Annotated in this window: 9 protein-coding genes; 6 read left to right on the forward strand and 3 right to left on the reverse strand. The window is 70.9% G+C overall.

Annotated features, from left to right (window positions below):
- Positions 1-62 precede the first annotated feature (62 nt).
- The 4 genes from OG736_RS41050 to OG736_RS41065 all read left to right on the forward strand — a co-directional run bounded on the left by OG736_RS41050 (position 63) and on the right by OG736_RS41065 (position 6,107).
- On the forward strand, positions 63-1,622 hold the full coding sequence (locus OG736_RS41050) for a sugar ABC transporter ATP-binding protein (RefSeq protein WP_327186982.1): 1,560 nt from the start codon (positions 63-65) through the stop codon (positions 1,620-1,622).
- A complete protein-coding gene (locus tag OG736_RS41055; RefSeq protein ID WP_327186983.1) occupies positions 1,615-2,577 on the forward strand; it encodes an ABC transporter permease in 963 nt (320 codons plus the stop codon). The genes OG736_RS41050 and OG736_RS41055 overlap by 8 nt, the downstream gene beginning before the upstream one ends.
- Positions 2,574-3,608, forward strand: a complete 1,035-nt coding sequence (locus tag OG736_RS41060; RefSeq protein WP_327186984.1) for an ABC transporter permease — start codon at positions 2,574-2,576, stop codon at positions 3,606-3,608. Before OG736_RS41055 ends, OG736_RS41060 begins: the two co-directional genes overlap by 4 nt.
- Positions 3,609-3,740: 132 nt before the next feature.
- On the forward strand, positions 3,741-6,107 hold the full coding sequence (locus tag OG736_RS41065) for an AbfB domain-containing protein (protein ID WP_442817135.1): 2,367 nt from the start codon (positions 3,741-3,743) through the stop codon (positions 6,105-6,107).
- 100 nt (positions 6,108-6,207) lie between these two features.
- Here the strand turns inward: OG736_RS41065 and OG736_RS41070 are convergent, their stop codons facing one another.
- On the reverse strand, positions 6,208-6,477 hold the full coding sequence (locus tag OG736_RS41070) for a hypothetical protein (RefSeq protein ID WP_327186985.1): 270 nt from the start codon (positions 6,475-6,477) through the stop codon (positions 6,208-6,210).
- Between OG736_RS41070 and OG736_RS41075 the strand changes: the two genes are divergently transcribed.
- A complete protein-coding gene (locus OG736_RS41075; RefSeq protein WP_327186986.1) occupies positions 6,467-6,697 on the forward strand; it encodes a hypothetical protein in 231 nt (76 codons plus the stop codon). The genes OG736_RS41070 and OG736_RS41075 overlap by 11 nt on opposite strands.
- A 415-nt stretch (positions 6,698-7,112) precedes the next feature.
- Here OG736_RS41075 and OG736_RS41080 read toward each other — a convergent pair whose 3' ends face one another.
- Complete coding sequence (locus OG736_RS41080; RefSeq protein ID WP_327186987.1) at positions 7,113-10,388, reverse strand: LamG-like jellyroll fold domain-containing protein; 3,276 nt, start codon at positions 10,386-10,388, stop codon at positions 7,113-7,115.
- A gap of 568 nt (positions 10,389-10,956) precedes the next feature.
- Between OG736_RS41080 and OG736_RS41085 the strand changes: the two genes are divergently transcribed.
- A complete protein-coding gene (locus tag OG736_RS41085; protein ID WP_327186988.1) occupies positions 10,957-11,790 on the forward strand; it encodes a class I SAM-dependent methyltransferase in 834 nt (277 codons plus the stop codon).
- Positions 11,791-11,935: 145 nt separating this feature from the next.
- On the opposite strand, the gene OG736_RS41090 is transcribed toward OG736_RS41085, so the two are convergent.
- A complete protein-coding gene (locus OG736_RS41090) occupies positions 11,936-15,364 on the reverse strand; it encodes a CARDB domain-containing protein (protein WP_327186989.1) in 3,429 nt (1,142 codons plus the stop codon).
- Between the last annotated feature and the right edge of the window lie 268 nt (positions 15,365-15,632).

Here is a 15,632-nt window from a genome sequence, read left to right on the forward strand (position 1 = left end):
TCTCCGTCGCTCCTTGCACTGCACCGCACCGCAACGCACCGCATCGCATCCTGGAGGCACAGGTGGCACCCCCCGCCGAAGTGCTCGCCGTCCGCGGACTGAGCAAGACCTTCCCCGGCGTCCGGGCCCTGGACGACGTGGACCTGACCCTGCACGCCGGCGAGGTCCACGCCCTGATCGGCGAGAACGGCGCCGGCAAGTCGACCCTCATCAAGCTCCTCACCGGCGTGTACCGGCCCGACGCCGGCGAGATCGTCTTCCAGGGCCGCAAGGTCGCCTTCGCCACTCCGCTGGAGGCACAGAAGGCCGGGATCTCGACCATCTACCAAGAGGTCAACCTGATCCCGCTGCTCAGCGTGGCCCGCAACCTGTTCCTCGGCCGCGAGCCGCGCAACCGGTTCGGCGTGCTGGACATGGGGCGCATGAACCGCGAGGCCGAACGCACCCTGAGCACCTACGGGGTGCGGGTGGACGTCCGCAGGCCGCTGCGCACCCTCGGGGTCGGCGCCCAGCAGATGGTCGCCCTGGCCCGCGCGGTCGCCACCGAGGCACGCGTCGTCGTCATGGACGAGCCGACGTCCTCCCTCGAACCGCGTGAGGTCGAGACCCTGTTCTCGGTGATCAGGAGCCTGCGGGACGCGGGCATCGCGGTCGTCTACGTCAGCCACCGCCTGGACGAGCTGTACGCCGTGTGCAGCACCGTCACCGTGCTGCGCGACGGCCGGCGGGTGCACCGCGGCCGGCTCGCCGACCTCGACCGCCTCTCCCTGGTGTCGACGATGCTCGGCCGGGACCTGGGGGAGGTCCGCGAGGAGGGCCTCACCAAGTTCACCGGCGAGCACGGCACCGCGGACGCCGAACCGGTGCTCACCGCCTCGGACCTGACGGTGCCGCACAAACTGCACGGCGTCTCCCTCGGCATCCGCCCCGGCGAGGTCGTCGGCCTCGGCGGACTGCTCGGCTCCGGACGCACCGAGACCGCGAAGACCATCGCCGGCGCCCTGCCCGCACGCTCGGGCGGCGTCACGGTGGCCGGGGTACCACTGCGGACCGGCTCGACCCCGGCGGCCATCCGTGCGGGGATCAGCCTGCTGCCCGAGGACCGCAAGAGCGAGGGCATCGTCCCCGGCCTGTCGGTGCGGGAGAACATCGCGCTGGCCGCGCTGCCCCGGCTCTCCCGCTTCGGCCTGGTCTCCGAGGCCCGCGTCGACAGCGTCGTCGACACCTTCATCGAGCGGCTGCGCATCAAGGCCTCCTCACCCCACCAGAAGGTGGGCGAACTGTCCGGCGGCAACCAGCAGAAGGTGCTGCTCGCCCGGTGGCTCGCGATGAACCCCAAGGTGCTGCTGCTCGACGAGCCCACCCGCGGCATCGACGTCGGCGCCAAGGCCGAGGTGCAGAAGCTCGTCGACGAACTGGCCGCCGACGGCCTGGGTGTCCTGCTCATCTCCTCCGACCTGGAGGAACTCATCGAAGGGTCCGACCGCGTGGTCGTACTGAAGGACGGCGCCGTCGTCGGCGAGCTGACCGGCGACGACGTCACGGAGGACAAGCTCATGCGGACCATCGCCGGAAACGCCCCCGCGCGGGACGCGGGCAAGGAGGCGGCCGTCGATGGCTGAAGCCGCCCTGCGCACCGCCCCGCTGGACAGGACCCGACTCGTGCAGTGGCTCCAGACCTACGGCGTCTACGCCGGTGTGGCGGCGCTGCTCGTCGTCAACACCGTCATCACCCCGCACTTCCTGACCGCGGAGAACTTCCGCACCCAGGCCGTCCAGGTCGCCCCCGTCATCATCGTCGCCCTCGGCATGGCCCTGGTCATCGGCACCGAGGGCGTCGACCTGTCGGTGGGCGCCGTGATGGCACTGGCGGCCTCCGTGACGGCCCTCTACCTCGGCTACGGGCTGCTGCCCGCGCTGCTGGTGGTCGCGCTGTTCGCCGCGGGGGTCGGGCTGGCCAACGGCGCGCTGGTCGCGTTCGTCGGAGTGCAGCCGATCGTCGCCACGCTGGCGCTCATGGTCGGCGGTCGCGGACTCGCCCTGGTGCTGCTCCCGCAGCTCAAGGACCTGCGCAACCCCTCGCTGGCCTCCCTGGGCTCGGGCGAGGCCCTCGGCGTCCCGTACCTGATCCTCATCGCCGCGGCCCTGGCGCTGCTGGTGGCCTTCGTCGTGCGCCGCACCACCTTCGGACGCCAGCTCCTCGCCATCGGCGACAGCCGTCCCGCCGCCCAGCTCGCCGGCCTGCCCGTGCGACGCGTGCTGATCATCGTGTACGTCGCCTGCGCGCTCCTCGCGGCGGTCGCGGGCGTGCTGGCCACCGCCCGCCTCCAGGCCAGCGACCCCACCTCGCTGGGCAACCTGATGGAGCTGTCCGCGATCACCGCGGTCGTCGTCGGCGGGACCCCGCTGACCGGCGGCCGGGTCAACATCGGCGGCACCGTGGCGGGAGCCGTCCTCATCCAGCTCCTCACCGCCACCCTCATCAAGCACGATCTGCCGCCCTCCTGGACCCAGATCGCCCAGGCCATCGTGATCGTCGCCGCGGTCTACGCGGCGCGGGGACGGGGGAAGCGTTGACCACCACGAACACGGACGTACCCGTGATCACTACCGGTAGCGAACCGCCGCAGGACGCCCACCCGGTGGGCTCCGCACGTTCCGAAGGGCTGAGCGCCCTGGTCCAGCAGCACGGCGCACTGGCCGTCCTGTCGATCGTCTCCCTGGTGGCGTCGTTCTCCTTCGACTCCTTCGCCACCGGCGACAACATCAGCAACATGGCGACCAGTTCGGCCTTCCTGGCGATCGTCGCACTGGGCATGACCTTCGTCATCATCACCGGCGGGATCGACCTGTCCGTCGGCTCCCTGTTCGCCCTCGGCGGCGTGCTGGCGGCCTGGGGGTCGCGCCACGGCACCCTGGTGGCCCTGCTGCTGCCGCTCGTCGTCTGCGGGCTGATCGGCGTCGTCAACGGCCTGCTGGTCGCCCGCTCCCGCCTCGCGCCCTTCATCGTCACGCTCGCGGCCATGCTCGGCGCGCGCGGACTGATGCTGGCGCTCACCGACGAGGGCGCCGACACCTACCTGATCGGCAAGGGATCCCTCCTCGCCGAACTCGGCCAGGGCAGCACCCTCGGCCTCGCCAACCCGGTGTGGATCACGCTGGCCCTGTTCGTCGCCGGAGCCGTCGTCCTGCGCCGGACCCGCTTCGGGCAGCACGTCTACGCGGTCGGCGGCAACGAGGACGCCGCCGCCCTGATGGGCGCGCCGGTGGTCCGCACCAAGATCCTCGTCTACGCGCTGTCGGGACTGCTAGCCGGACTGGCCGGCGCCCTCAACGCCGCCTGGCTCGCCTCCGGCGTGACCATTCTGGGCAGCGGCATGGAACTGGAGGCGATCTCCGCCGTCGTCATCGGCGGCACCCTGCTGACCGGTGGACTCGGCTACGTCAGCGGCTCGCTGGTCGGGGTGCTGCTGCTGAAGGTGATCCAGAACGTCATCAACCAGATCGGCTCGCTCGACTCCTCCTACCAGCAGGTCGTCAGCGGCGCCTTCCTGGCGGTGGTCGTCGTCGCCCAGACGTGGCTGGGCCGCCGCCGACAGCTCATGTGACAGGCCCCGGACCGGCCCCGGACGGCGGCGGAGCCCCGCCCCGCCACCGTCTCCGGTGCCAGGCGGCCGGACCTCCCCCCGGCCGCCTTCTGCACGCGCACGTCTCCCCACCCCACGAGTCAAGGAGGCACGATGCGTCGAGTACCCGCAGGCCGAAGGCTGTTCGCCCGGATGCGACGACGAGCGCGGTGGGCCACCACCTCGCTCGCCGCGCTCACCCTGGTCGGCGGCACGGCACTGACCGCCACCGCCCCCGCGGCCGCCGCGGCACAGGCGTGGACGCCCAAGCCGTCACCGATGACCACCCCGTGGACGAACCAGGTCCCCACCGACACCCCTCTCCCCGAATATCCCCGCCCGCAGCTGACCCGCCCGGACTGGGCCAACCTCAACGGCATCTGGGACTTCGCGGTCACCTCGGCGGACGCCGGTCAGCCCGCCTCGTTCACCGAACAGATCCGGGTCCCGTTCGTCGCCGAGTCCGCGCTCTCCGGCATCCAGCGCAAGATCACCCAGAACGACAAGCTCTGGTACAAGCGCACCTTCACCGTCCCGACGAACTGGAACGGCCGACGCGTCCAGCTCAACTTCGGCGCCGGTGACTGGCGCACCACCGTCTGGGTCAACGGCCGCCAGGCCGGAGCCGCCCACAGCGGCGGCTACGACGCCTTCTCCTACGACATCACCGACCTGCTGAACGGCGGCGGCACCAACACCCTCGTCGTCTCCGTCTGGGACCCCACCCAGACCGGCTCCCAGGCGGTCGGCAAGCAGCGCATCAACGATGTCGCCCCGCACGCCGGGGGCGGCATCTTCTACACCGCTGCGTCCGGCCTCTGGCAGACGGTGTGGTTGGAGCCGACCGCGCCCGCGTACGTCGGCCGCCTCGACCTGGTCCCGGACCCGGCGAACAGTCGCCTCAAGGTGACCGTCCGGGGCACCGGGACCAGCGGCCACCGCGCCCGCGTCACGGTCTCCACCGGCGGCACGACCGTGGGCACGGCCACCGGCGCCGTCGGCACCGAGTTCACCGTGCCCGTCCCGAACCCGCACGTGTGGAGCCCTGACGACCCGTTCCTCTACGACGTCAGGGCCGACCTGCTCTCCGGCACCACGACCGTCGACTCCGTCGGCAGCTACACCGGCATGCGCACCATCGGCCTGGCCCGTGTGGGTGGCCTGCAACGCCCGGTCCTGAACGGCAAGTTCGTGTTCCAGACCGGCACCCTCGACCAGGGCTACTGGCCGGACGGCATCTACACCGCGCCCACCGACGCGGCGCTGAAGCACGACCTCCAGAAGCACAAGGACCTGGGCTTCAACATGGTCCGCAAACACATCAAGGTCGAACCGCAGCGCTGGTTCTACTGGGCCGACCGGCTCGGCCTGCTCGTCTGGCAGGACATGCCGGCCATGGACCTGCGCACCCCCGACACCGCGGCGCGCGCCCAGTGGGAGGCAGAGTACGACCGCGTCATCGACCAGCACCGCAGCTCGCCGTCCCTGGTGATGTGGGTCGACCAGAACGAGGGCTGGGGCCAGTACGACCAGGCCCGCATCGCCGCCGAGGTCAAGGCGTACGACCCGACGCGCCTGGTGAACAACATGAGCGGCGTCAACTGCTGCGGATCGGTCGACGGCGGCAACGGCGACGTCGTGGACCACCACGTCTACGTCGGCCCCGGCACCACCGTGCCCAGCGCCATCCGTGCCGCCGTGCTCGGAGAGTTCGGCGGGCTCGGCTTCGAGGTCGCCGGACACGAGTGGTACCCCGCCGGCGGCTTCAGCTACGAGGACCAGCCCGACCTCGCGCACCTGGACAACCGGTTCGTCGGCCTGCTGGACGCGATCCGCGAAGTGTGCATGCCGCGCGGCCTGTCGGCGTCGGTCTACACCGAGATCACCGACGTCGAGAACGAGGCCAACGGCCTGCTCACCTACGACCGCCAGGTCGTCAAGGTCGACGAGGCCCGGGTCAGGGCCGCCAACCGCGCGCTCATCGACGCGTCCCAGGCCTCGACCACGCCGGTCACCCTGCCCGCCGACCAGTACAGGTCCCTGCGGGTGACGACCCCCGGCTACACCGACCGGTACCTGCGCCACAGGGACGGCGCGGGCTTCACGGAGGTCGTCACCGCCGGCAGCGACGCGTTGCTGAAGAACGACGCCACCTGGAAGATCGTCCCCGGCCTGGCCGACAGCGGCTGCTACAGCTTCGAGTCGCGCAACTACCCCGGCCAGTATCTGCGTCATCGCGAGTACCGCGTCCACAAGGAGTCCGGCAGCACGGACCTGTTCCGCGCCGACGCCACCTTCTGCCCCGTCCGCGGCGCGAACGGCGCCGTGCGGCTGTCCGCGTACCACTTCCCGGAGCAGTATCTGCGGCACTACAACGCCGAGTTGTGGCTGGCCACGCCGGGCGGTACGCACACCTGGGACAACCCCGCCCTGTTCGCCGAGGACACGACGTGGTCCGTGGAGGCGCCCTGGGCGCCGTGACCCCGGCACAGCCGCCGACGGCAGCGGTCCCGGTGGCCGGGGGAGACCTTTCCCCCGGCCACCGGGACCGATCTCGAGCGCCGGAGGCTCGGCCTGAGCCTCAGCGTGACGGGAACGTCCACGACTGGCGGATCCAGTTGCCCAGGAGCTTCTGGCCGTCGCCGTCGTCGGCCACGTCTCCCTGGGCCGACATGGAAATGGTGAAGGAGCTTCCCCGGGTGCCCCGCATCCAGGGGCCGTTGCAGGTGCGCACGTACGTGGACTGCTGCATACGGCTGGTGTACCAGTTCTGGCTGGAGCAGCGGCCGGTCGAGGTCGGGCCCGAGCCGGCCCGCCAGCCGCCGTCGATGATCACGTTCTTGAATGTCATGCTCGGGTTTTTCACGGCGCGCCCGGCCGGGCAGGAAATTCCACCGGCCGGCGGGAGTCCGACACTCAACGAGCAGTCGGTCGGCCAGTCGACGCGGAATTGCCATCGGCCGCGCACCAGTCGCAAGCCGTTCGCCGAGGCCGCCGTCCATTCCAGGCAGACCCTCTCCGAGACCCGGGACCACTGCGCGCTCGTCTGCCAGACCTTGCTGTTCGTGTAGTCGGAGCAGGCCACCTGGGTGGTCGATGCCGCTGCCGAGGCCGACGGGCAGCCGACCGACACGCTCAGCAGACCCAGCGATGCCGCGGTGACCAGTCCGCGGATGTACTTCCGATTCCGTTGAAACATTCGCCCCCCATTTCGCATTCACCCGCGGAAGCGAATGGCCGCGCGGGTGAAATCTGGAATGTTCCACATGGTGCAGCACGCTAGCGCGCCGAAAATCGTCAAATGTCGAAAAGGCCGGGTCTGCGAGAAGGAACTACGTATATCGGTGGGGAGTGCGAAAGCGCGCGGGGCAAGCGTGGACGGCGCGTGCGAGCGCCGTCGAGGCCGTCCAGGATCCGCTGCTGAGCAGGGGCGCGGCCTCGCCCCGCGAGGGGGCAAGGCCGCCACCGTCTGCCGAACGCGGTGCCTCAGGGCTTCTCCTCCGCGTAGAGGCCGCTCACCTCCTCGGCGTCGAGCGCCCGGTCGACGGCGTGGACCTCGTCGACCGCGCCGTTCAAGAAGTCGACGTTCGCGCCGTCCCAGTGGGCGCGCCCCACGGTCAGCGGACCGGTGCTCGGCAGGGCGGTGCCGCCGTTGGCCGTCGCCGCGAGCCTTCCGTCGACGTACAGCCGGATCTGGTTGCTCGCGGCGTCCCGCACGCCGACCAGGTGGTACCAGCGGCCCGTCTCCGCGGGGACGGCCACCTGGGCGCGGTGCTCGCCGGGCGTGCTGAAGGCGAACGTGCCGTGGCCGTACTGGAGGTAGAAGGAGTTGGCCGTGGCGCGGGAGTCCTGACTGACGGCGGTGGCGTAGTTGCCGGGGATCGCGTCGAGCCGGACCCAGGCGGCCACCGAGTAGCTGCCGGCGGTGTCGAGCACCGGTCCTGCGGTCTCGGCGTACTGCTTCTGACCGTCGAACTTCAGGGCGCTGCCGCTGACGCCGGGGGTCCAGGAGGCACCCTCGCGGAGCGTGAGAGGCCTGGCGTTCGGGCCCTCGTCCTTCGCGGTGGTGCCGGTGCCCTCGTCGAGGCTCCAGCGCCCGCCGCCCTTCGGCGGCCCCGCGCGGCCCGCGGCGGCGCCGGCGGAGATCACCCTGCGGTTGATCTTCCGCACCTGGGCGGGATCGACCTTGATCTCGCGGCGGTCGTATGTGTACAGGCCGTTCAGTTCGTTCTCCAGGTCGGTGATCTGCGTGTACACCGAACCCGACAGTTCGGCGCCGGCCTGCTCGACATAGAACTGCCGGGTGTTCTCGACGTACTTGCGGGTCAGCTCCTCCTTGGTGTTGACACCGCTGTAGATCACCGTCGGGGCGCCCGGCCACATGTGGCCCGGCGTGCGCAGGACGAAGCCGCCGTGCTCACCGTCCATGGCCGCCCGGCCGTCGTCGGGGAAGGCGGGATCGGTGTTGTTGTAGTCGTGGTGGTCGATGATGTCGCCCTTGCCCGAATCCCCCTTGGAGTTGCAGCAGTTGACGCCGCTGTGGGCGTTGACGACGCGGGACGGGTCGGCGGCCCGGACGGACTCGGTGATGCGGCCGGTCTCCTCGCGGTTCCACTCGCCCCAGCCCTCGTTGAAGACGATCCAGCCGATGACGGAGGGCGAGTTGTGGTGCCGGCGCACGATCTCCTTGCCCTGGTCGACGAACGCCTTCCGGCCGTTGGCGTCGGTGAGGTTCCCGGAGACGAAGTCCTGCCAGACCAGCAGGCCGAGCCGGTCCGCGTGGTAGAACCAGCGCTGCGGCTCGACCTTGATGTGCTTGCGGACGGCGTTGAAGCCCAGCTTCTTGTGTGCCTCGAGGTCGAAGGCGAGGGCTTCGTCGCTGGGCGCGGTGTAGAGGCCGTCGGGCCAGAATCCCTGGTCGAGGGTGGCGAGGGAGAAGATCGGCTCGCCGTTGAGGACCAGCTTGTCGAAGCCGCCCACCTTTTCGATGCCGACCTCGCGCATGCCGAAGTAGCTGCCGATCCTGTCGGTCGACCTGCCGTCGGTGAGCGTGACGTCGAGGTCGTAGAGGTAGGGGTCGTCGGGGCTCCACAGGTGCTGCTTCGCCACCGGCAGGCGCAGTTCCCTGCCGGCCGGTCCGGTGACCTTGCCGACGACCTTGCCGCGGGCGTCGCGGGCGACGGCCTCGACCCGGGCGGTGGGGGAGGCCTCCTCGGAGTTCACCGTCACCGCGAGGGCGCCGGTGTCGAGGTCGGGCGTCGTGACGATGTCGTCGATCGAGGCGGGCGCGACGGGCTCCATCCACACGGTCTGCCAGATGCCGGACGACTGGGTGTAGAAGATGCCGCCCGGGTTCGTGGACTGCTTGCCCGTGGGCTGGTCGGCGCCTCCGGTGTCGGTGACGGCGACGACGATCTCCTGTGGGCCGGTGCCCTCGAGCGCGTCGGTGATGTCGGCGCTGAAGGCGTTGTAGCCGCCGGTGTGTTCGGCGACCTTCGTGCCGTTGACGTAGACGCGGGCCTGGTAGTCGACGGCGCCGAAGTTGAGCCTGAGCCGTTCGGCCCGGCCGCTCCCGCCGACCTTCCAGCTCTTGGGTACGTCGACGAGCCTGCGGTAGAACATGTGGTCCTCGTGCCGCTCGAGACCGGACAGCTGGGACTCGACCGGGAACGGCACGATGATCGTCTCGTCGAGCTTCTTGCCGAAGACCGGCTCCTCTCCGGCCTCGGCCGCGCCGAACTGCCAGGGGCCGTTGAGGTTCTTCCACCTGTCCCGCACCTGCTGGGGGCGCGGGTACTCCGGCAGCGGGTGCTTCTTGTCGAGGCCGTCGCCCCACTCGGTGGTGAGCCGGTGGGTGGAGGCGTTGTCGGCGTAGCGGATGACCTTCGGCACGCTCTCGCCGCCGGCCGTCAGTCCGCCCTCACCGTCGTAGGAGGCCCTGACGAGTTGGCTGCGCTGGATCGGCTCCGTGAGGTCGACGTTCAGGGAGGTGGGGTCGCCGGGGACGGCCGTCACCGACCTGATCGGCATGGCGGTCGTGTCGGCCTCGACCTTCAGATGGTCCTCGAGGCCCCGGAGACCGCCGACCCTGCCGTCGAACCGGGCGCGCAGCCGCCGTCCGTTCTCGGCGACCGACATCTCGACCGGGTACACCTCGAAGTCGGCCGGTGGGGTGAACGCGGACATCGGCACGATCTGCTTGGACATGGTCGGAGTCGACCAGCGCAGGTACATGTTGGCGCCACCGGTGTCCTGGAACAGTTCCAGGCGGAAGTCGTGCTGCTCGCCGGCGGTCAGCCGGACGGCGGCGCTGGTCTGCTCCCGGTCCCAGTCACCCACCCAGTGGTCGATGACGGGCCGATCGTCGACGTAGAGCCGGAAGCCGTTGTCGCCGATGGCGTAGAAGGTGTAGTCACCGGTGGCCGGCGCCTCGATCCGGCCCGTCCAGCGCGCGGTGGTGTGCTCGGTCCGCCCGGTCAACTCCTGGAAGGTACCGGTCAGTCCGGAGAAGTTGATCTGCGGGTCGAGCAGGGTGCCGCCGAGTCGGTCGAAGTCCCGGGCGCCGGGCGCCGACATGCTGAAGTACTCGCCCTTCAGGCCGTGCGTCTCGACGGCGGCCTGTTCGGCGGCGGGAGCCGACGCGCTGTTCGGCGGCTCCGCGGCCGCCGCCGTGGGAAGCAGCCCGCTCGGGGGCAGGATCAGGGCCGCCGCGGCGAGCAGCGCCCACACTCTGGCTCTGGGGCGGGTGGCGTGTCGTGTCATCGAACCCTTCCTCGTACAGAGGCCGTGACCACGCCCGGCGGGAGTGAGGGCTCCTGGCCGGGAACCCGCGGAGGACAACTGCACACCGGTGACGGGACGCTCGGTCGAGTGGCCTTTTCAACGTTGGAAATCCTGTGACAGCGGTATGACAGCACGCTCACAGGGGAGTGTCCAGACCTCACGCAGCACTCCGTCGCCCTCCCGTCACGAAGAACAGGGGGAGCTTCGGCCCGCGTCAAGGGTGGTTCCGTGGACGTCGGTCGGGCGCCGGCTCACGACCCGCGCGGCCACGCACCGTCGACTGCCTCGGTTGTCCGTGAGGCTCGCCCGCGCTGCTTCGTCCGTCGCCACCAGGCTTCCAGCCGTGCGCGTCGCCGCCCGCCCACGGTGCCGGGCCCGCCCGGCGGCGACCCGGTGCGCGGCCCCGCCCCGAGACCCTGCCCGACGGGTCGAACCGTGAGACAGTCGAAAGAGGCGCCGGAGTCGGCGAGGCTCGGGCGCGGTGGTCCGAGGCGGTGGCCCCCGCCCGGAACCGAAGGCGAACGGTGCCGCAGCGGAGGGATCCGTCATGTCCGAGGCGAGTGAGGCGACCCGGGCCGACCGGGCCCTGAAGGCGAAGCACCGAGCCATGTGGGCACTGGGCGACTATCCCCTCGTGGCCTCGGACGTCATTCCGGACCTGGGACCGGAGCTGGTGCGCGAGAGCGGCGTCCAGCCGGGGACCCGGGTGCTCGACGTCGCGGCCGGTTCGGGGAACGCCGCCGTCCCCGCCGCCCTCGCCGGGGCCGACGTGGTGGCTGTGGACCTGACCCCGGAACTGCTGGAGGCCGGCCGCCGGCTCGCCGCGGAACGTGGTGCCAAGCTGGAGTGGCGCGAGGGCGACGCCGAGGAACTGCCTTTCGCGGACGCGGACTTCGACACCGTGTTGTCCTGCGTCGGAGTGATGTTCGCTCCGCACCACCAGCGGGCCGCCGACGAGCTGGTCCGTGTCTGTCGACCCGGCGGGAAGATCGGCCTCGTCAACTGGACCCCGGAAGGCTTCATCGGGCAGATGTTCGCCGCCATGCGCCCGTACGCGCCCCCGCCGCCGCCCGGAGCGCAGCCGCCGCCGCTGTGGGGCGACGAGGATCACGTGCGTTCTCTGCTCGGCGACCGCGTGACCGGCGTCGACGCCCGTCGTCGGTTGCTGCGCGTCGACGTGTTCTCCGGACCGGAGGACTTCCGGGACTTCTTCAAGCGCTGCTACGGCCCGGCCCTCGCCGTCTACGGCGCCATCGCCGACGACCCCGACAAGGTGACCGCCCTCGACACGGCGCTCGTGGATCTGGCCGCCCGGCACCTCGAGGACGGGGCCATGGAATGGGAGTACTTGCTGGTCACGGCCGACAGAGCCTCCGACTAGAAGAGATCGTACGGCGCTCGCGTTCGAGCGGGCGGTCCGCGGAGCGGGCATCCGGCGTTCGTCATTGCACTCCGGCGCCGGAGCGCTGGAGTGCAATGACGTGGGCGCGGTGGGCCCCCGGCTTTCGAGGGTCCACCGGTCGTGCTCAGTAGGCGTCGCGTCGTCCCGACGCCCCGTTCGGGGTGCCGGTGATCGTGAACTGCGAACCCGGTTCGATGAGTACGTCACCCTGGGCCGAGCCGGTGATCGTCACACCGGACAGGGTGGCGCTGCCGCGGGCACCGCTCATCGCGAGGATGCCGGAGCCGTTGTTGGATCGGTCGATGCGCACGTTCGTGATCCTCACGCCCGGCATCACGCCGCCACCCGTCTTGAACTGGATGCCGTCGTACGTCGAGTCGTGGATCTCGGTGTCCCGGATGGTGACGCCCGGGATGTCCTGACCCTGAGCGAACAGGGTGATCGCGCCGAACTCCTGGTCCTCGTTCCAGAACGCGCCGCCCGTGCGGTACAGGGCGTTGCCCGCGATCAGGGTCTCACCGGTGAAGGGCAGCGGGTCGTGGTCGGTGGCCAGCATGATGCCCGGGTAGTTCATGGTGTCGGAGACGACGTTGTTCTCGATGGTGTTGCCGTGACCGCCGTACACCGCGACGCCGTTGGCCCGCCAGGGCAGCTGGATCGTGTTGTTGCGGAAGTGGTTGTCGTGGCCGACGTCCACCGAGGTGTCCTTCACGTACTTGCTGGCCCACACGGCGAGCGCGTCGTCGCCGGTGTTGCGGAAGGAGGAGTTGTGGACGGTCGAGTTGCGGGTGCCGTTGGCGAAGTTGATGCCGTCGGCGTAGGTGTCACGGACGCGCACCCCGGAGAACTCCAGCCCGTCGCCGGGGCCCCACAGTTCGGGGATGTTGGAGTAGTCGCGGCCCACCCAGACACCGACGTTGGCGTGCTCGATCCACACGTTGGTGATCTTCGTGCCCTTGCCGAAGCGGCCGTTGAGACCGACGCCGCCCTCGGCGTTGCCGTCGCCGCCGCGGATGGTGCCCGAGCCGAAGACGGCGATGTCGGAGATCTGGGTGTTGGAGTCGATGTCGAAGCCGAAGTTGCCCTCGTGCGGGTGGTTGATGCCGCCCGCCTCCTGCGGCGGGGTCAGTGTGTACAGCTGGGAGTGCCACATTCCCGCGCCGCGGATGGTGACGTCCCGGATGCCCACCTGGTTGAACTGCCCCCGGTTCAACGGGTCGTCGGTCAGGATCTTCTGCTCCTGACGCCACTGCCCGGCCGGGATCCACACACAGGAGATCTGGCCGTTCTGGTCGGCGGTGACCGCCCGCTGGATGGCGTCGGTGTCGTCGAGACCGTCGTTCGGTACGGCGCCGTACTCGGTGATCGAGGTGCAGGCGGTCGGCTTGGACGCGGCGGGAGCCACCTGCTCCAGATCGACCAGGTCGATCACCTGGAAGGCGGCCGAGTCGCCCGCGTCGCGCTGGAGGCGGAACACGGTGCCCGCCGGGTAGCTCTTCGACAGCAGCGCGTGTGACTCGTCGAACAGGCGCCGTGCGTCACCGCCGGGCCGGTTGGTCAGTCCCTCGGGGTCGTCGGTGGTGCCGTAGAGCCAGCTGTGCTTGGACGACAGGGGCAGCTTCTGCACGAAGGCGCCGTCCGCGTACAGGCTGACGGTGGCGTCCGCGCCGCCGCCGGACGCGGAGTCCGGGACGGAGTTGCGCACCACGAGGGAGTTGGCCGCGTTGGTGGAGGTGAACTCCACGTACTGGCCGGTCGAGGTGAGCCGGACCGACTTGCGGCCGGAGGACTCGGTGGCGAAGTCGGTGTGCCCGAAGGTGCGCTGGGCGTCGGCGGTGAGGAGGGTGCCGGTGTACCGCCCGTCCTCCGCCTCGTACTCGGTGTAGGGCACGGCGGCGCCGCGGCCGACCACCAGGGACTTGGTGAGGACGTTGTTGTTCTCGTTCGTCTCGGTGACGACCCCGGTGGCGTCGGCGGTCGCGGTGAGGGTCGCCCCGCCCGCGGTGGCCGTCCAGGTCCCGCTGATCGCCACGTTCACCGTGGCGTCGGGGGCCACCTGACCGGTGGTGCCGTCGAGGGTGGTCGAGCCGGCCTGGACCCTGGTCACCGAGCCGGCCGGAGCGGCGCTGATCCCGCGGTTGTGCACGGCGACGGTGAAGGAGACGGCCTGGCCGACGGCCGGGTTGGCCGGGCTGGTGGTGATCGAGGCCACCTCCAGGTCGGGGCCGGGCGCCCGGGTGATGACCAGTCTGTTCGCGGCCGTGCGGCTGTTGTTGCTGTCGTCCAGCTCCGGGACGGTGTTCCGGGGGTCGACGACGGCCGACACGCCGTAACTGCCCGCCGCTCGGGTACCGGTGGCGACATCCACGGTCGCCGAGGCGCCGGGCTCCAGCGCCGGGACGGAGGCGCTGCCCGCGACCGTGCCCTCCACGCTGACGTCGACGGCCGTGGCCGCGGAGCGCGCGGTGCCCGCGTTGCGCACGGTGGCCTTGACGGTGACCGCGTCCCGCTCGCTGGGTGCGGCCGGCGTCCAGTCCAGCGTGGTCACCGTCAGGTCGGGGGCGGGTGCTGCGGTGCCCACGACCTGGAACTCGGCGACCTGCCCGCCGGGCGCACCGGAGTTGGCGGTGAAGTGCAGCCGTACGTCGGACCAGCGGCCGCTGACCGGGACGGTCACCGTGTTGCCGCTCGCCGGGCTGAAGGAGTACGACTTCGCGGCGGCCAGCGAGGTGAAGCCGCTCGCGGACTGCTGCCGGCCGAGGACCTGGACGGTCTGGGTGCGGGCCGCCCACACCGGGTCGGGGTTGAGCTTGACCACCACGCCGGTCACGTCGGCGTCGGCCCCCAACTGGACGGTGAGATCCGAGGGGTGACCGGCCGCCTCCCAGTAGGTGGAGACGGAGTCGTCGGTGGCGTTGGCGGCCACGTAGTTCTGCGCGGTGGAGGTGGCCTCGACCGGCTTGTTGCGGGCCAGGTTGGTGCCGGCGGGCGGCGGGTCGCCCGGGTCCGTGCCGCCGTCCTCGCCGTACACCTCCAGCTCGGAGAGTTGCGCGGCGTTCCAGCCGGTGTTGCCGGAGACGTTGACGCGGACGTACCGCACGTCCGCGGGGGAGGCGAGGGCGACGGACACCGTGTTGGCCCGTTCCGGGTCGAACACCCGGACCGCCGAAGCCGCGAGAGTGCTGAAGCCGGAGCCGTCGCTGCTGCCCTGCAACGACAGGGTCTCGTTACGGCTGCCCCACCCGGTGGGGAGTTTGAGCACGACCCGGTCCACCTCCCGGGCCGCGCCGAGGTCGACCTGCGCCCACTGCGGGAAGGCCCCCGCCGGGCCCTCCCAGTAGGAGGCCTGGACACCGTCGGTGAGGTTGCGGGCGGGGTATTCGGCGTGCGCGCCGCCCGCCGTGGCGGGGCGGCCGAGGGCGAGGTTGACGTCGGCCGCGGCGGGAGCCGCCTGGGCGGGGGAGGCGAAGGCCAGCGGAAGCAGGCCGGTCGACAGGAGCCCGGCGACGACCGCGCCGGTCACGGGCCGACGGCCCGGTGGTCTCCAACTCATGAGGTCCTCTGTTCGGTCGGTGAACACGGGGGGAGGGCACGGCGGGGCGGCCCCTGGAGGTGCGGGGAGACGGAGGAGGCGCGGGGAGGAGAGTGCGGGAGCGGCCCCGGGAGGGTCGATCCGAGGTGGGAGACGCCGGCCGTGCACGCAAATTGAGTTGAACAGTCGATTCTTTGCGGAAAGTACGCCCACAGGTTTCTAGCGTGTCTCCGCTTTGTCAACGGTCCCGGCAGTGGCGGGAGTTGACCACGCAAGCGACTTGCGTCGC

The organism is Streptomyces sp. NBC_01334 (genome assembly GCF_035983595.1).
Taxonomy (GTDB): Bacteria; Actinomycetota; Actinomycetes; order Streptomycetales; family Streptomycetaceae; genus Streptomyces; species Streptomyces coriariae.